15 protein-coding genes are annotated in these 16,275 nt (G+C 70.8%); 11 read left to right on the forward strand and 4 right to left on the reverse strand.

Annotated elements, in window-relative coordinates:
* Positions 1-5 precede the first annotated feature (5 nt).
* Positions 6-419 (reverse strand): RidA family protein, encoded by a 414-nt coding sequence (locus tag ACIGFK_RS23395; protein ID WP_400053422.1) that lies wholly within the window; start codon positions 417-419, stop codon positions 6-8.
* 12 nt (positions 420-431) lie between these two features.
* Positions 432-983, reverse strand: a complete 552-nt coding sequence (locus ACIGFK_RS23400) for a HEAT repeat domain-containing protein (protein ID WP_376657402.1) — start codon at positions 981-983, stop codon at positions 432-434.
* 503 nt (positions 984-1,486) lie between these two features.
* Here ACIGFK_RS23400 and ACIGFK_RS23405 point away from each other — a divergent pair.
* From ACIGFK_RS23405 to ACIGFK_RS23455, 11 genes are all read left to right on the forward strand, one after another.
* Positions 1,487-3,283 (forward strand): 3-hydroxyacyl-CoA dehydrogenase family protein, encoded by a 1,797-nt coding sequence (locus ACIGFK_RS23405; protein WP_376657403.1) that lies wholly within the window; start codon positions 1,487-1,489, stop codon positions 3,281-3,283.
* Between the two features lie 175 nt (positions 3,284-3,458).
* Positions 3,459-4,271 carry a TetR family transcriptional regulator gene (locus ACIGFK_RS23410; RefSeq protein ID WP_376657404.1) on the forward strand — a complete coding sequence of 271 codons (813 nt, stop codon included), beginning with the start codon at positions 3,459-3,461 and terminating at the stop codon, positions 4,269-4,271.
* Between the two features lie 416 nt (positions 4,272-4,687).
* Entirely contained in the window at positions 4,688-6,025 is a 1,338-nt protein-coding gene (gene ccrA / locus ACIGFK_RS23415) for a crotonyl-CoA carboxylase/reductase (protein ID WP_376657405.1), read from the forward strand.
* 38 nt (positions 6,026-6,063) lie between these two features.
* Entirely contained in the window at positions 6,064-8,133 is a 2,070-nt protein-coding gene (locus ACIGFK_RS23420) for a protein meaA (RefSeq protein ID WP_376657406.1), read from the forward strand.
* Complete coding sequence (locus ACIGFK_RS23425) at positions 8,130-9,104, forward strand: CoA ester lyase (RefSeq protein WP_249768874.1); 975 nt, start codon at positions 8,130-8,132, stop codon at positions 9,102-9,104. Before ACIGFK_RS23420 ends, ACIGFK_RS23425 begins: the two co-directional genes overlap by 4 nt.
* 5 nt (positions 9,105-9,109) lie before the next feature.
* Positions 9,110-9,622 carry a MaoC family dehydratase gene (locus ACIGFK_RS23430; RefSeq protein ID WP_030155134.1) on the forward strand — a complete coding sequence of 171 codons (513 nt, stop codon included), beginning with the start codon at positions 9,110-9,112 and terminating at the stop codon, positions 9,620-9,622.
* A gap of 2 nt (positions 9,623-9,624) precedes the next feature.
* Positions 9,625-10,830, forward strand: coding sequence for an acyl-CoA dehydrogenase family protein (locus ACIGFK_RS23435; protein ID WP_376657407.1), 1,206 nt, complete (start codon positions 9,625-9,627; stop codon positions 10,828-10,830).
* 186 nt (positions 10,831-11,016) lie between these two features.
* Positions 11,017-11,673 (forward strand): phosphatidylserine decarboxylase, encoded by a 657-nt coding sequence (locus ACIGFK_RS23440; RefSeq protein WP_400053426.1) that lies wholly within the window; start codon positions 11,017-11,019, stop codon positions 11,671-11,673.
* A gap of 67 nt (positions 11,674-11,740) precedes the next feature.
* Positions 11,741-12,523: a CDP-diacylglycerol--serine O-phosphatidyltransferase gene (gene pssA / locus ACIGFK_RS23445; RefSeq protein ID WP_376657411.1), complete on the forward strand. Its 783-nt coding sequence runs from the start codon at positions 11,741-11,743 to the stop codon at positions 12,521-12,523.
* 494 nt (positions 12,524-13,017) lie between these two features.
* Positions 13,018-14,496, forward strand: coding sequence for an AlkA N-terminal domain-containing protein (locus tag ACIGFK_RS23450; RefSeq protein ID WP_376656831.1), 1,479 nt, complete (start codon positions 13,018-13,020; stop codon positions 14,494-14,496).
* Positions 14,497-14,508: 12 nt separating this feature from the next.
* The gene (locus tag ACIGFK_RS23455; RefSeq protein ID WP_400053428.1) at positions 14,509-15,006 is read left to right on the forward strand and encodes a methylated-DNA--[protein]-cysteine S-methyltransferase; all 498 of its coding nucleotides are present in this window, start codon (positions 14,509-14,511) and stop codon (positions 15,004-15,006) included.
* 16 nt (positions 15,007-15,022) lie between these two features.
* Here the strand turns inward: ACIGFK_RS23455 and ACIGFK_RS23460 are convergent, their stop codons facing one another.
* Positions 15,023-15,790: a hypothetical protein gene (locus tag ACIGFK_RS23460; protein WP_376656829.1), complete on the reverse strand. Its 768-nt coding sequence runs from the start codon at positions 15,788-15,790 to the stop codon at positions 15,023-15,025.
* A 27-nt stretch (positions 15,791-15,817) separates the two neighbouring features.
* Entirely contained in the window at positions 15,818-16,246 is a 429-nt protein-coding gene (locus ACIGFK_RS23465; protein WP_400053430.1) for a hypothetical protein, read from the reverse strand.
* Positions 16,247-16,275 lie beyond the last annotated feature (29 nt).

Genomic DNA, 16,275 nt, shown 5'->3' on the forward strand with positions numbered 1-16,275 from the left:
CTCGTTCAGTCAGGCAGGACCGCGAACGCCTCGATCTCCAGGAGCAGTTCGGGCCGGAACAGGGCGGCGACCTGGACCGCGGAGGAGGCAGGCAGCCGGTCCGCGGGGATGACGGCGTCGCGCGCCGCCCGGACGGCCGGGAGGTGGGCGACGTCCGTGACGAAGTAGGTCAGCTTCACCACGTCGTCGAAGCCGGCCCCCGCGGCGGCCAGGCAGCGGCGCAGGTTCTCGAACACCTGGCGGGCCTGCGCGGCGGGGTCGCCCTCGCCGACGATCTCCCCCTTCTCGTCGAAGGCGCACTGGCCGGAGACGGCGACGAACCGTCCGGTGCCCCAGACGACATGGCTGTAGCCGGTTCCGGGGCTGACGCCCTCCGGGGCGGACATGCGGGTGAGGTGGCTGCCACCGTGTTCGCTCATGCGGTGATCATGTCAGCCGAGTTCGCGCAGCGCCTTCGTCGCCGCCACCGCGAGGCGGGGGTGGGACTGGGCGCGGGTGAGGAGCTCGCGGGCGCGCGGGTCGGCGAGGGCTCCGAGGCCCTCCACGCAGGCGAGGGCCACCCGCCAGTACGGATCGTTCGGCGACAGCAGCCGGCCCAGGGTCTGCATCAGGGCGGGAGCCGATTCCGGGGCCCGCAGGGCGGTGAGCAGCCGGACGGGCTGGAGGGCGTAGGCCGTGCGCAGGCCGTTGGTGGCGAGGGCGGCGGCCGCGCGGGCGGTGCGCGGGTCGCCGAGGACGGCCAGCGCCTCGGCCGCGGCCGCGCAGCGCGGCGGGTCCCGGTGGTTGAGCAGCAGCACGAGGGACTCGAAGGCCCGGCGGTCCCCGGCCAGGCCCAGGCGGTAGGCGGCCAGTTCCCGGGCCCACAGGGGCAGTCCGGCCGAAGTCAGGGAGGCGGCCAGGTCGTCGGCGCCCGCCGCGAGCAGCACCCCGTACTCGGGCGACTGCCCGGACTCCGCCCGCAGGCGCTCCAGTACGTCGTTCACCCGGCCACCCTAGGGGCCCGCGGCGCCCGCCACGCCCGGTTCCGGCAGACCCCTTCGACGCCCCCCTCGAGGGCCGTCTGATCGATGATCGATGATCGGTACATTTGGGCGGTACAGGTCACATCTCCGCGCTCTGGCGCAGCAGTTACTACCGGGTTACTGTCCTTGCATACGCACGAAGGCGGCCTGGTGACGCAGCCGCCCCGTGCCAGTCGGTCCGTTACGCCCGCACGGCGCGACCCCGGGACAGGGTCCGTGCCGTTCCCGTCCGGGACCTCCCGCGCATGCCGCGCCGGGATTCCCCCGGACCGCACCGGGACGCCCCGAACACCACCGGGATCCCTCCCGGAGCCTCACCGGGACCCCCCGGCCCTCACCGGAGCCCCGGACCCGACCCGCACCACACCCGCCCCCTGCCCGCACCCGCAGGGACACGGCATCCGCGCGCACTGTGCGCCGCGCGCGCCCCCTCAGTCGTCACCCTCTTCCACTGGAGTCCCTCGATGGACCGTCCGTCCAGTCAGCCCGCCCTCCAGACCATCGCCGTCGTCGGCCTCGGCACGATGGGCACCGGCATCGCCGAGGTCCTCGTCCGCGCCGGCCGCGAGGTCATCGGCATCGACATCAGCGAGACCGCCGCCCGCCGGGCCGTGGACTCCCTCGCCGCGTCCACCGCGCGCTCCGTCACCAAGGAGCGGCTCACCGAGCAGGAGCGGTCGGACGTGCTCGCCCGCTTCCGCACCTACTCCGACCTGGCCGCCGCCGCCGACGCCGACCTCGTCATCGAGGTGGTCCCGGAGAACTACGAGCTCAAGCAGCAGGTGTTCCGCGAGCTCGACGCGGTCGTCCGCCCCGACACGATCCTGGCCACCGGCACCAACGCCCTGTCGGTGACCCGGATGGCCGCCGAGTCGCAGCGGCCGGAGCGCGTGCTGGGCATGCACTTCTTCAACCCGGCTCCGGCGATGAAGCTCGTCGAGATCGTCTCCTGTGTGCTGACCGCTCCGCCGGCCGTCGAGGCGGTCACCGAGCTGGCCCGCGAGCTCGGCAAGGAGCCCGTGTCGGTCGGCGACCGTCCCGGCTTCGTCGCCGACGGCCTGCTCTTCGGCTACCTCAACCAGGCCGCCGCCATGTACGAGGCGAAGTACGCCTCCCGCGAGGACATCGACGCGGCGATGCGGCTCGGCTGCGGCCTGCCCATGGGCCCGCTCGCGCTCCTCGACCTGATCGGCGTGGACACCGCCCGTACGGTCCTGGACGCCATGTACGCGTCCTCCGGCGACCGGCTGCACGCCCCGGCCCCGATCCTGGGGCAGCTCGCCGAGGCGGGCCTGACCGGGCAGAAGGCCGGGCGCGGCTTCTACACGTACGAGGCCCCGGGCAGCTCCGCGGTGGTCCCGGACGCGCAGACCCCGGCGGACGGGGCCCGCCTGGGCGAGGGCCGTCCGGTCACCTCGGTCGGCGTGGCCGGCTCCGGCACCATGGCGAGCGGCATCGCGCAGGTCTTCGCGCAGGCCGGCTTCCAGGTCGTGCTGGCGGCCCGCAGCCAGGAGAAGGCGGACGCCGCGAAGGCCGCCATCGGCAAGTCCCTGGGCCGTGCGGTGGCCAAGGGGCGGCTGACGGAGGAGGGTGCGGCCCAGACCCTGGCGCTGATCACCCCGGCCGGTTCGCTGGACGCCTTCGCCGAGGTGGACCTGGCCGTGGAGGCCGTCGCCGAGGACCTGGCGGTCAAGCAGGAGCTGTTCGCGGCCCTGGACAAGGTCTGCAAGCCGGGTGCGGTGCTGGCCACCACCACCTCCTCGCTGCCGGTGATCGCGGTCGCCCGCGTGACCTCGCGGCCGCAGGACGTGATCGGCATGCACTTCTTCAACCCGGCGCCGGCCATGAAGCTGGTCGAGGTGGTCCGGACCGTGCTGACCGCGGACGACGTGCACGCCACGGTCCGCGAGGTCTGCACGAAGGTGCGCAAGCACCCGGTGGACTGCGGGGACCGGGCCGGTTTCATCGTGAACGCGCTGCTGTTCCCGTACCTCAACAACGCGATCAAGATGGTCGAGCAGCACTACGCGAGCCTCGACCAGATCGACGCGGCGATGAAGCTGGGCGGCGGCTACCCGATGGGGCCCTTCGAGCTCCTCGACGTGGTCGGTCTCGATGTCTCGCTGGCCATCGAGAAGGTCCTGCACAAGGAGTTCCGCGACCCGGGCCTGGCCCCGTCCCCGCTGCTGGAGCACCTGGTGGCGGCGGGCTGCCTGGGCCGGAAGACCGGCCGCGGATTCCGTGAGTACGCCCGTCGGTAATCAGCCCCCTGGCCAAGGGCCTCATGAGCAGGATGCGTGGGGAGGGCTGCTCGGGTCCGCCGGACCCTCACGGCGGACATACCCTCCCGAGCCCAGTGCGGGCCCTCCCCCGCATCCATCCCCGTCCCACCACCCTCAGGCGCGCTCACCCGCGCGAATGAAGTACTTTCGCTCTATGTCCCAGCCCGCCAAGACCTCACCCCGTGCCGCCACGGCATCCGACGCGCCGGAGAGCGCGGCCGGCACCAAGGCGGCCGCGCAGCGGCTCAAAATGCGGCGCGAGCTCGCCGCGGCGGCCATGGAGCTGTTCGCGACCAAGGGGTACGAGGCCACGACGGTCGACGAGATCGCCGCGACCGCCGGGGTGGCCCGCCGGACCTTCTTCCGCCACTTCCGTTCCAAGGAAGAGGCGATCTTCCCCGATCACGACGACACCCTGACCCGTGCCGAGGCCGTCCTCGACGTGGCCCCGGCGCACGAGCACCCGCTCGACACGGTGTGCCGCGGGATCAAGGAGGTCATGAAGATGTACGCCGCCTCGCCGGCGGTGTCGGTGGAGCGCTACCGGCTGACCCGCGAGGTGCCGGCGCTGCGGGAGCGGGAGATCGCCTCGGTGGCCCGGTACGAGCGGCTGTTCACCCGCTATCTGCTGGCCCACTTCGACGAGACCGAGCACCACGACGGCAACGACGATCCGCTGCTGGCCGAGGTGGCCGCCTCGGCGGTGGTGACCGCCCACAACCACGTGCTGCGGCGCTGGCTGCGGGCGGGCGGGCAGGGCGACGTGGAGGCGGAGCTGGACCACGCCTTCTCGATCGTCCGCAAGACCTTCGGCACGGGCATCGGCGCCGGCCGCACGCAGGCCGCCGCGCCGCCCGCCCCGGCGGAGGTGCGGACCCAGGGCGAGGTCCTGGTGGCGGTGGCCCGTACCGATGCCCCGCTGGACGAGGTCATGCGGACCATCGAAGAGGCCCTGCGCAACAAGTAAGCCGAAAGAGCGACGCGCGCGTCGAAAAGCAACGCGAGCGACCCTCGTCACACAGGCCGCCCCCGTAACCGGGGGCGGCCTTTTGCTTTGTCCGACTTGCCCCTACTCACGGGTAACTCTGATCGATCATCGCTCATCGGTGCAGGTCAATCGGCAAATGAGAGAAAGTTTTGGCACGCGGTGCCTTGCTGAGTGACACGGGGTGCCATACGTTGAATCTCGTCCGGACGTCCCCGCGGTCCACGCCCACTCGGCACGAACCGCGCCCCGGATGCCTGCGTCACCAGGCCACCGCACGCCCCACCAGAGGCGGCGCCGCACCACCGCACCAGCCGGACCGACGGCACACCCACTTGCTTGACGCACCCCCTGCTCACCTCAGCGCACCCTCATCAGCGCTAGCCGGAGGCTCTACCGTGAAGGACATCCTGGACGCGATTCAGTCGCAGTCCGCCACCGCCGCAGACTTCGCAGCCCTGCCGCTGCCCGACTCGTACCGCGCGATCACCGTGCACAAGGACGAGGTCGAGATGTTCTCGGGGCTGACGACACGCGAGAAGGACCCGCGCAAGTCCCTCCACCTGGACCAGGTCCCGGTGCCGGAGCTCGGCCCGGGCGAGGCCCTGGTGGCCGTCATGGCCTCGTCGGTCAACTACAACTCGGTGTGGACCTCGATCTTCGAGCCGGTGTCCACCTTCAGCTTCCTCGAGCGCTACGGGCGCCTGTCGGAGCTCACCAAGCGCCACGACCTCCCGTACCACATCATCGGCTCCGACCTCGCGGGCGTCGTCCTGCGCACCGGCCCCGGCGTCAACGCCTGGAACCCGGGCGACGAGGTCGTCGCGCACTGCCTCTCGGTCGAGCTGGAGTCCTCGGACGGCCACAACGACACGATGCTAGACCCCGAGCAGCGCATCTGGGGCTTCGAGACCAACTTCGGCGGCCTGGCGGAGATCGCGCTGGTCAAGTCGAACCAGCTGATGCCGAAGCCGGCCCACCTCAGCTGGGAGGAGGCCGCCTCCCCCGGCCTGGTCAACTCCACCGCCTACCGCCAGCTGGTCTCCAACAACGGCGCCGGCATGAAGCAGGGCGACAACGTCCTGATCTGGGGCGCCAGCGGCGGCCTCGGCTCCTACGCCACCCAGTTCGCACTGGCCGGCGGCGCCAACCCGATCTGTGTCGTCTCCTCTCCGGAGAAGGCCGACATCTGCCGGTCCATGGGCGCCACGGCGGTCATCGACCGCAACGCCGAGGGCTACAAGTTCTGGAAGGACGAGAACACCCAGGACCCTCGCGAGTGGAAGCGCTTCGGATCGAAGATCCGTGAGCTGACCGGCGGCGAGGACATCGACATCGTCTTCGAGCACCCCGGCCGCGAGACCTTCGGCGCCTCGGTCTACGTCACCCGCAAGGGCGGCACCATCACCACCTGCGCGTCGACCTCGGGCTACATGCACCAGTACGACAACCGCTACCTGTGGATGTCCCTCAAGCGGATCGTCGGCTCGCACTTCGCGAACTACCGCGAGGCGTGGGAGGCCAACCGCCTGATCGCCAAGGGCAAGATCCACCCCACCCTGTCGAAGGTCTACTCCCTGGAGGAGACCGGCCAGGCGGCCTACGACGTCCACCGCAACCTCCACCAGGGCAAGGTCGGCGTCCTCGCCCTCGCCCCCGAGGAGGGCCTCGGCGTCCGCGACCACGAGATGCGCGCCCAGCACCTCGACGCGATCAACCGCTTCCGCAACGTCTGAGTCTGAAGTCCACTCAAAGGCCATAAGGATCGCCTGAGATGACAGAGCGCCAGAAGGACCGTCCGTGGCTCATGCGGACGTACGCCGGCCACTCCACGGCCGAGGCGTCCAACGAGCTGTACCGCCGCAACCTCGCCAAGGGCCAGACCGGCCTGTCGGTCGCGTTCGACCTCCCGACGCAGACCGGCTACGACCCCGACCACGTCCTCGCCCGCGGCGAGGTCGGCCGGGTCGGGGTCCCGGTCTCCCACCTCGGCGACATGCGGCGGCTGTTCCAGGACATACCCCTGGAGCAGATGAACACCTCGATGACGATCAACGCCACCGCCATGTGGCTGCTGGCGCTCTACCAGGTGGCCGCCGAGGAGCAGGGTGCGGACATCTCGCAGCTCCAGGGCACCACGCAGAACGACATCGTCAAGGAGTACCTCTCGCGCGGGACGCACGTCTTCCCGCCGGGACCCTCGCTCCGCCTGACGACGGACATGATCGCGTACACGGTCAACCACATCCCGAAGTGGAACCCGATCAACATCTGCAGCTACCACCTGCAGGAGGCCGGGGCCACGCCGGTCCAGGAGATCTCGTACGCGATGTCCACCGCGATCGCCGTCCTCGACTCGGTGCGCGACTCGGGCCAGGTGCCCGAGGAGCGCTTCGGCGAGGTGGTCGCCCGCATCTCCTTCTTCGTGAACGCGGGCGTCCGCTTCATCGAGGAGATGTGCAAGATGCGCGCCTTCGGCCGCATCTGGGACCAGGTCACCAAGGAGCGTTACGGCATCGAGAACGCGAAGCAGCGCCGCTTCCGTTACGGCGTCCAGGTCAACTCCCTGGGCCTGACCGAGGCGCAGCCCGAGAACAACGTCCAGCGCATCGTGCTGGAGATGCTCGCGGTCACCCTCTCCAAGGACGCCCGCGCCCGCGCCGTCCAGCTGCCCGCCTGGAACGAGGCGCTGGGCCTGCCCCGGCCCTGGGACCAGCAGTGGTCGCTGCGCATCCAGCAGGTCCTCGCCCACGAGAGCGACCTGCTGGAGTACGAGGACATCTTCGCCGGGTCCCACGTCATCGAGGCCAAAGTCGACTCCCTGGTCGCCGACTGCCTGGCCGAGATCGACCGGATCCAGGAGATGGGCGGCGCGATGGCCGCCGTCGAGTCCGGGTACCTGAAGTCCCAGCTCGTCTCCTCGCACGCCGAGCGCCGCGCCCGGATCGAGGCCGGCGAGGACAAGATCGTCGGCGTCAACTGCTTCCAGCAGACCGAGGAGAACCCGCTCACCGCCGACCTGGACGGCGCCATCATGACGGTGGACGCCGCCGTGGAGGCGCTCACGGTCGAGCGCATCGGACGCTGGCGCGCCGAGCGCGAGGAGTCCTCGGACCGGCAGGGGAACGGCGACCCGTTCGTCTTCCCCACCACCCGGCAGGCGCTGGAGCGCCTGAAGGAGGCCGCGGCCGGCACCGAGAACCTGATGGAGGCCACCCTGGAGTGCGCCCGCGCCGGTGTCACCACCGGCGAGTGGGCGACGGCGCTGCGCGAGGTGTTCGGCGAGTTCCGCGCCCCGACCGGGGTCTCCTCGGCACCGGTGGCGGTCACCGCCGAGCCCGGCACGCCGATGCACGAGGTCCGCGAGAAGGTGGCCCGTACGGCCGACGAGCTCGGCGCGGGCCGGCTGCGCCTGCTGGTCGGCAAGCCGGGTCTGGACGGGCACTCCAACGGCGCCGAGCAGATCGCCGTGCGGGCGCGCGACGCGGGCTTCGAGGTGGTCTACCAGGGCATCCGGCTGACACCCGAGGAGATCTCCTCGGCGGCGCTGGCCGAGGACGTGCACTGCGTGGGACTGTCCATCCTGTCCGGCTCGCACAGCGCGCTCGTCCCGGATGTCCTCGAACGCCTCCGCCTGGCGGGGGCGGGTGACATCCCCGTCATCGTCGGAGGCATCATTCCGAACGCCGACGCCGTGGCGCTCAAGGCGGCGGGAGTCGCCGCGGTCTTCACGCCGAAGGACTTCGGAATCACGGAGATCATCGGCCGTATCGTCGACGAGATCCGCAAGGCCAACAAGCTCCACCCTCTCGAAATCGTTGCAAGCACGGAGGTCCCCGCATGACCACGCCAGTCCACCCGGTGAACCGTCTTCGCCCGCGTCGCTCCTGCCTCGCGGTGCCCGGCTCGAACCCGCGGTTCCTCGAGAAGGCCCAGGGCCTGCCGGCCGACCAGGTCTTCCTCGACCTGGAGGACGCCTGCGCGCCGCTCGCCAAGGAAGGCGCCCGCCACACCATCGTGGACGCGCTGAACAACGGCGACTGGACGGGCAAGACCCGCGTCGTGCGCGTCAACGACTGGACCACCCACTGGACGTACCGCGACGTCATCACGGTCGTCGAGGGCGCCGGCCAGAACCTCGACTGCATCATGCTGCCGAAGGTCCAGGACGCCCAGCAGGTCGTCGCCCTCGACCTGCTCCTGACCCAGATCGAGAAGACCATGGGCTTCGAGGTCGGCAAGATCGGCATCGAGGCGCAGATCGAGAACGCCAAGGGCCTGGTGAACGTCGACGAGATCGCCGCCGCCTCGCCGCGCCTGGAGACGATCATCTTCGGCCCGGCCGACTTCATGGCCTCGATCAACATGAAGTCCCTGGTCGTGGGCATGCAGCCGCCCGGCTACGGCGCGGACGCCTACCACTACATCCTGATGCGGATCCTGATGGCGGCCCGCATGCACAACCTGCAGGCGATCGACGGCCCCTTCCTCCAGATCCGCGACGTGGACGCCTACCGCGAGGTGGCCGGCCGTGCGGCGGCGCTGGGCTTCGACGGCAAGTGGGTGCTGCACCCGGGCCAGGTCGACGCGGCCAACGAGGTCTTCTCCCCCTCGCAGGAGGACTACGACCACGCCGAGCTGATCCTCGACGCGTACGACTGGTGCACCTCGGAGGCCGGCGGCAAGAAGGGCTCCGCGATGCTCGGCGACGAGATGATCGACGAGGCCAGCCGCAAGATGGCCCTGGTCATCGCGGGCAAGGGCCGCGCCGCCGGTATGCAGCGCACCAGCAAGTTCGAGATCCCGGAGGCCTGAGCCCCATGCAGTTCGGACGCACTTACGAAGAGTTCGAGGTCGGCGCGGTCTACAAGCACTGGCCCGGAAAGACGGTCACCGAGTACGACGACCACCTCTTCTGCCTGCTGACCATGAACCACCACCCGCTCCACATGGACAGCAATTACGCGGAGAACACGACCGACTTCGGCAAGAACGTCGTCGTGGGCAACTACATCTACTCGCTGCTGCTGGGCATGTCCGTGCCGGACGTCTCCGGGAAGGCCATCGCCAACCTGGAGATCGAGTCCCTGCGGCACGTGGCGCCGACCTTCCACGGCGACACGATCTACGGCGAGACCACGGTCCTCGACAAGACCCCGTCGAAGTCGAAGAACGACCGCGGCATCGTCTACGTCGAGACCAAGGGCTACAAGCAGGACGGCACCCTCGTCTGCGTCTTCCGGCGCAAGGTGATGGTCCCGACCGAGACGTACATCAAGGAGCGCGGCGGCGAGCAGCCCGGCCGCCCGCAGCTGAAGGAACAGGGGAAGTAGCCATGGCCCGACTCGCCCAGACCGCCGGGCTGACCGACGTCCAGCGGGAGATCCTCAAGACCGTCCGCGAGTTCGTCGACAAGGAGATCATCCCGGTCGCGACCGAGCTCGAGCACCGCGACGAGTACCCGCAGGACATCGTCGACGGCCTCAAGGAGCTCGGCCTCTTCGGCCTCATGATCCCCGAGGAGTACGGCGGCCTCGGTGAGTCGCTCCTCACCTACGCACTGTGCGTGGAGGAGATAGCGCGTGGCTGGATGTCCGTCTCGGGCATCATCAACACGCACTTCATCGTGGCGTACATGCTCAAGCAGCACGGCACGCAGGAGCAGAAGGACCACTTCCTTCCCCGCATGGCGCTGGGCGAGGTGCGCGGCGCGTTCTCGATGTCCGAGCCGGCGCTGGGCTCCGATGTGTCGGCCATCACCTCGAAGGCGGTGAAGGACGGCGACGAGTACGTCCTGAACGGCCAGAAGATGTGGCTGACGAACGGCGGATCCTCGACGCTGGTGGCCGTTCTCGTCCGAAGTGACGAAGGACACCCGGAGGGCACCGCGCCCCACAAGTCGATGACGACCTTCCTCGTCGAGAAGGAGCCGGGCTTCGGTGAGGTCCGTCCGGGCCTGACCATCCCGGGCAAGATCGACAAGATGGGTTACAAGGGCGTCGACACGACCGAACTCATCATGGACGGACTGCGCATTCCGGCCAATAGGGTGCTCGGCGGCCAGACCGGCCGAGGGTTTTACCAAATGATGGACGGGGTCGAGGTCGGCCGCGTGAACGTGGCGGCACGTGGCTGCGGCGTCGCTCAGCGTGCGTTCGAGCTGGGTGTCTCGTATGCCCAGCAACGTCACACTTTCGGCAAGGCCATCGCCGAACACCAGGCGATCCAGTTCAAGCTGGCCGAGATGGCTACCAAGGTCGAAGCCGCCCATGCGATGATGGTGAATGCGGCACGCAAAAAGGACTCCGGGGAACGAAACGACCTCGAAGCAGGGATGGCGAAGTACCTCGCCTCCGAGTACTGCAAGGAGGTCGTCGAGGACGCCTTCCGTATCCATGGCGGCTACGGGTTCTCGAAGGAGTACGAGATCGAGCGTCTCTACCGGGAGGCTCCGATGCTGCTGATCGGTGAAGGTACTGCCGAGATCCAGAAAATGATCATCGGGCGACGCCTGCTTGAGGAGTACCGCCTCCAGGGCTGAAAGTCCCTTTTGCGGCGAATCGTCCTGCGATTCGCCGCATAAGGACCACTTCCGGCGACTGGCTGACGGCCATCGACTCGGCTTCTGGCTTGCCCAGTTGTTGCGCGCAACCGATAGCATTCCAGTAAAGCCGCCGTCCCGTCCCCCTGTTTGCGGCGCGGCAATCACCCGCTACGAAGGTCATCCATGCCCCACAGCCAAACCTCTGCACCTCGCGACAGCCTCCTTGGCGTACGCCTCGCGCGCGGAGCATCGCCGTGGCTTCTGCCGACCGTCGCCACCGCGGCACTCAGCCTCTCCCGGGCCCGCAAGTCCGGACGCTGGGCCGCGGCGGCCGTGCCCGCCACCGCGCTCGCCGCGGGCATGCTGTGGTTCTTCCGCGACCCCGAGCGTGAGATCGCCCAGGGCCGGGTCATCTCCCCCGCCGACGGTGTGGTGCAGAGCATCATGCCGTGGAAGGACGGGCGCACCCGGGTCGCGATCTTCATGAGCCCGCTGAACGTCCACGTCAACCGCGCGCCCCTCGCGGGCACGGTGACGTCCGTGGAGCACATCCCCGGCGGATTCGTTCCGGCGTTCAACAAGGAGAGCGAGAACAACGAGCGCGTCGTCTGGCACTTCGACACCGAGCTCGGTGACATCGAGATGGTGCAGATCGCCGGCGCCGTCGCGCGGCGCATCGTCCCGTACCTGCCGGCCGGTACCAAGGTGGAGCAGGGCGAACGCATCGGTCTGATCCGCTTCGGCTCCCGCGTCGACATCTACCTTCCCGGGGGTGTCGAGGTCGCGGTCGAGGTCGGTCAGGCCACCACCGCGGGGGTGACCCGAATTGACCGTGACTGACCCTGAGACTCCGGCCGCAGGCTGGGTTCCGGAGTCCGCCGCCGAGGAGGAGTCCACCGAGGACGACATGCCGCTCTCGCTGCGGCTGTCGATAGCGGACACCCTCACCCTCGGCAACGCGACGTGCGGATTCATGGCGGTGTACTTCACCACCACCGGAATCCTCATCCCGCACCTCACCGGCAGCGGCGAGTCGGGCATGGCCCGGCACAGCGCGGCGACCGCGGTGATACTGATGCTCCTCGCGGCGGTCTTCGACCTCTTCGACGGCATCGTGGCCCGCAAGCTGCGCAGCTCGCCGATGGGCGCCGAGCTGGACAACCTGTCCGACCTGATCAGCTTCGGCCTCGCGCCGGCGTACTTCGTGCTGGTCTACGGCATGGTCGCCGACGACGCGCACCAGAAGATGTCGGCGCTCGCGGCGATCGTCGTCCTGCTCGCGGTGGTCCTGCGCCTGGCGAGATTCAGCTGCGTGACCATGAAGGACGGCATGTTCCAGGGCATGCCGAGCCCCTTCGGCGCGCTGACGGTCGTCTCGATCGTGCTGCTGGAGCTGCCGTTCGTACCGACGCTGCTGGCGATCATCGGGGTGGCCTGGCTGATGGTGAGCCGGGTCGAGTACCCCAAGCCGCGGGGTGTCCTCGCGGTGGCGATGCTGAGCTGGATCGTCGGGGCCATGGGGCTCCTCGCCGCCTGGGCGTTCGACGCGCCGGGCGGTCAGCTGCTGCTCCAGACGGGCTGCGCGCTGCAGATCGCTCTGGCGGCCACGATTCCGCTGTTCGCGACGACGCGTCGTGCGAACACGTTCCGCCACAACCGGCGGGAGGCCCGCGCCGCGACGCTGCGCTAGGCCTGGCAGATGTACGAAGGCCCCGGGTGCCACTTGGCCCCGGGGCCTTCGCGCATCCCGCCCCGGGCGCGGCCCCCTCCCGGGGCTGCGCCCCGAGCCCCCGAGCCCCCGCGCCTCGAACGCCGGCGGGGCTGGTTTGCCTCCGGCGGCGCCTCGAACGCCGGCGGGGCTGGTTTGCCTCCGGCGGCGCCTCGAACGCCGGCGGGGCTGGATGGGGCTGCTGCCGCCGGCCAGGCGCGGCTGGATTGCCGGGGGGCAATTACCGCCGAGGCGACCCCCTGGGCCCGCCTGTCTTTGGGGCGCCGCCGAGGGCAAATCCAGCCTCGCCGGCGATTGGGGCGCGGGGTGCGGGGCGGAGCCCCGGGTGCCGCGCAGGGGCACACCTCCAGCCCCGTCGGGGGTTGAGGCGCGGGGGCCCGCGGGCTGGCCCCCCGGTAGCCTTGATGTCGGAAAACCGCCAGCCGGCGGTACGGCGACCCCGGATGCTTGAGGGCATGCACACCGACACCGAGCGCTGCGTAAGGGCCGTGCAGTCGAAGGACGCCCGCTTCGACGGCTGGTTCTTCACCGCCGTCCTGACCACCCGGATCTACTGCCGGCCCAGCTGCCCCGCCGTGCCGCCCAAGGTCGAGAACATGACCTTCCTGCCCAGCGCCGCCGCCTGCCAGCAGGCCGGGTTCCGGGCCTGCAAGCGGTGCCGGCCCGACACCAGCCCCGGATCGCCCGAGTGGAACGCCCGCGCCGACACCGTCGCCCGCGCGATGCGGCTCATCCAGGACGGGGTGGTGGACCGCGAGGGCGTTCCCGGGCTCGCCACCCGCCTCGGGTACTCCACCCGCCAGGTGGAGCGGCAGCTGCGCGCCGAGCTCGGCGCCGGCCCGCTCGCCCTCGCCCGGGCCCAGCGCGCCCAGACCGCCCGGCTGCTGATCGAGACCTCCGAGCTCCCCATGGGCGACGTCGCCTTCGCCGCCGGCTTCTCCTCGATCCGCACCTTCAACGACACCGTCCGCGAGGTCTTCGCGCTCTCCCCCAGCGAGCTGCGGCTGCGCTCCGAGAAGGCCCACCGCAACCGGCAGCCCCGGATCCCCGGCACCATCAGCCTGCGGCTCCCCTACCGGGCCCCCCTCAACCCCGACAACCTCTTCGGGCACCTCGCCGCGACCGCCGTCCCCGGGGTGGAGGAGTGGCGGGACGGGGCCTACCGCCGCACGCTGCGGCTCCCGTACGGGACCGGGATCGTCGCCCTCACCCCGGCGCCCGACCACATCGGCTGCCGCCTCGCCCTCACCGACCTGCGCGACCTGACCATCGCCATCAGCCGCTGCCGCTGGATGCTCGACCTGGACGCCGATCCCGAGGCGGTCGACGAGCAGCTGCGCACCGACCCGCTGCTGGCCCCGCTCGTGGACAAGGCCCCCGGGCGCCGGGTCCCGCGTACGGTCGACGCGGCGGAGTTCGCCGTACGGGCGGTCCTCGGCCAGCAGGTGTCCACGGCGGCGGCGCGCACGCACGCCGCCCGGCTGGTCGCCGCGCACGGGGAGCGGGTGGAGGACCCGCTGGGCGGGCTGACCCACCTCTTCCCCTCCCCGCAGGCGCTCGCCGGGCTGGATCCGGAGTCCCTGGCCCTGCCGCGCAGCCGCCGCACCACGCTCACCACCCTGGTCTCGGCCCTCGCCGACGGGTCGCTGCCCCTCGGCATCGACAGCGACTGGGAGGCGGCCCGCGTGCAGCTGAACGCGCTGCCCGGCTTCGGCCCGTGGACCACCGAGGTCGTCGCGATGCGCGCCCTCGGCGACCCCGACGCCTTCCTGCCGTCCGATCTGGGCGTCCGGCGGGCCGCGCAGGGGCTGGGCCTGCCGTCCACCCCGGCCGCGCTGACCGCCCGGGCGGCCGGCTGGCGGCCCTGGCGGGCGTACGCCGTCCAGTACCTCTGGGCCACCGACGCCCACCCCATCAACCACCTGCCCGTCTGAGGAGCCCCCGTCATGACCGCCAAGCAGCACACCGTCGTCGACAGCCCCTACGGCCCGCTCACCCTGGTCGCCACGGAAGGCGTCCTCAGCGGCCTCTACATGACCGGGCAGCGCCACCGGCCCGCCGAGGAGGCCTTCGGGGAGCGGGTCGCCGCCACGGAGGAGCCCTTCCCCGAAGTGGTGCGGCAGCTCACCGCGTACTTCGCCGGGGAGCTCACCGCCTTCGACCTCCCGCTGCGGCTGGAGGGCACGGAGTTCCAGCGCAGCGTGTGGGACCAGCTCGTACGGATCCCCTACGGCGAGACGTGGTCGTACGGGGAGCTCGCGGCCCGGCTGGGCAAGCCCGGCGCCTCGCGGGCGGTGGGCCTGGCGAACGGCAAGAACCCGGTCGGGATCATCGTCCCGTGCCACCGGGTGATCGGCGCCTCGGGCGGCATGACCGGCTACGGCGGCGGGGTGGACCGCAAGGTGCGGCTGCTGGACTTCGAGTCCGGCAGGCTGCCCGCCTAGCGGGTGGCCCGCCCGCTCACTGCAGGATGTTCACCGCCCGGGCCACCACCAGCAGCACGGTGACCATCGACACCGACGTCTGGGTCAGCATCAGGAACTTCGACCACATCGTCAGGGGCATGGTGTCGGTCGGGCTGAAGGCGGTGGCGTTGGTGAAGGCCACGTACAGGTAGTCGCCGAAGTACGGTTCCCAGTCGGCCGGGGCGATCCCCCGCTGGGTCATCTGCGGGAAGAGGAAGTCGGGGAAGTCCTTGACGCCCTGGGCCCGGGCGGCCGGGCCGCCCCGGTCCAGTTCCCAGTACCAGAGCGCGAAGGCGATCACGTTGGTCACCCACACCGCCCCGGCCGTGGCGAGCAGGCCGAGCGCTCCGCCGGGGCCCGTGCCGTGGAGCAGTTCGCGTACGAGCTTCACGGCGGACCAGGCGTTGGCCAGGCTGACGGCGGCCACCAGGGTCAGGCCGAGTGCGCGCAGCAGGTGCGATCTGCGGTCGAACCGCTTGTGCGGATGGAGCGCGGCCAGCGCCACCAGCAGGCTGAGCTCCAGGGCCGGCAGCAGCCAGCGCGGGTCGACGGTCAGCCGGGCCGGGAGGGCGAGTTGCAGGCCGGCCGCGACCAGGATCGCCGCGGTGACCGCCCAGCGCTCCTCGCCGTCGGTCGGCCGGCGCCAGGCCGGTCTCTCCTCCGCCTGCGGGGTGTCGGGGGCGAGCAGTTCCTCGATCCGGTCGAGCCGGCGGTGCAGCAGGTCCATCCGGTCGGGGTCCGCCCCGGGGTCGCGCTCGCTCATGCCCCACATTCTGGGACGAACGGCCCGTCAGACCACCATCAGCGGCACGAGCAGGGCGAACGCGGCGCCGGCCTCCACGGCGTAGCCGTACAGGGACGGGTGCTGGACGGGGGCGGCGAGCAGGACCACGCTCTGCCGGGCGGCGGCCGCCGTCACCCAGTCGGCGTGGGCGCCGAGGTTGCCCTGGTACCAGCCCTCGCAGGCGCCGGGGCCGCTGACCGCGAAGAGGTCGTCCTCACGGCGGTACAGGGCCTCCCACCCGGCGGCCGGTACGGACCAGCCGTCGAAGTCGGTGAACAGGGCCCAACCGCCTTCGCGTATCGCGGTGTCGAACAGCCAGACCGGCGTTCCGTCGGGGGTGACCTCCCCGCCCTCCTGCCGGTCGGTCGTGAAGTGGACCATGGGCAGGGCGTCGGGCCCGTCGGCGGTGCTGGGCCAGGCGTACATCGTGATCATCAGCTGATTCTGTCCTGGTTGCGGTAAAC

It is taken from the genome of Streptomyces sp. NPDC085524, from assembly GCF_044541755.1.
Lineage (GTDB): Bacteria > Actinomycetota > Actinomycetes > Streptomycetales > Streptomycetaceae > Streptomyces.

Bases quoted from the DNA above. Each gene is read 5' to 3' on its own strand.
- ACIGFK_RS23395 (WP_400053422.1), bottom strand. From the start codon at position 419: ATGAGCGAACACGGTGGCAGCCACCTCACCCGCATGTCCGCCCCGGAG.
- ACIGFK_RS23405 (WP_376657403.1), top strand. From the start codon at position 1,487: ATGGACCGTCCGTCCAGTCAGCCCGCCCTCCAGACCATCGCCGTCGTC.
- ACIGFK_RS23410 (WP_376657404.1), top strand. From the start codon at position 3,459: ATGTCCCAGCCCGCCAAGACCTCACCCCGTGCCGCCACGGCATCCGAC.
- ACIGFK_RS23420 (WP_376657406.1), top strand. From the start codon at position 6,064: ATGACAGAGCGCCAGAAGGACCGTCCGTGGCTCATGCGGACGTACGCC.
- ACIGFK_RS23425 (WP_249768874.1), top strand. From the start codon at position 8,130: ATGACCACGCCAGTCCACCCGGTGAACCGTCTTCGCCCGCGTCGCTCC.
- ACIGFK_RS23430 (WP_030155134.1), top strand. From the start codon at position 9,110: ATGCAGTTCGGACGCACTTACGAAGAGTTCGAGGTCGGCGCGGTCTAC.
- ACIGFK_RS23435 (WP_376657407.1), top strand. From the start codon at position 9,625: ATGGCCCGACTCGCCCAGACCGCCGGGCTGACCGACGTCCAGCGGGAG.
- ACIGFK_RS23440 (WP_400053426.1), top strand. From the start codon at position 11,017: ATGCCCCACAGCCAAACCTCTGCACCTCGCGACAGCCTCCTTGGCGTA.
- pssA (WP_376657411.1), top strand. From the start codon at position 11,741: ATGCCGCTCTCGCTGCGGCTGTCGATAGCGGACACCCTCACCCTCGGC.
- ACIGFK_RS23450 (WP_376656831.1), top strand. From the start codon at position 13,018: ATGCACACCGACACCGAGCGCTGCGTAAGGGCCGTGCAGTCGAAGGAC.
- ACIGFK_RS23455 (WP_400053428.1), top strand. From the start codon at position 14,509: ATGACCGCCAAGCAGCACACCGTCGTCGACAGCCCCTACGGCCCGCTC.
- ACIGFK_RS23460 (WP_376656829.1), bottom strand. From the start codon at position 15,790: ATGAGCGAGCGCGACCCCGGGGCGGACCCCGACCGGATGGACCTGCTG.
- ACIGFK_RS23465 (WP_400053430.1), bottom strand. From the start codon at position 16,246: ATGATCACGATGTACGCCTGGCCCAGCACCGCCGACGGGCCCGACGCC.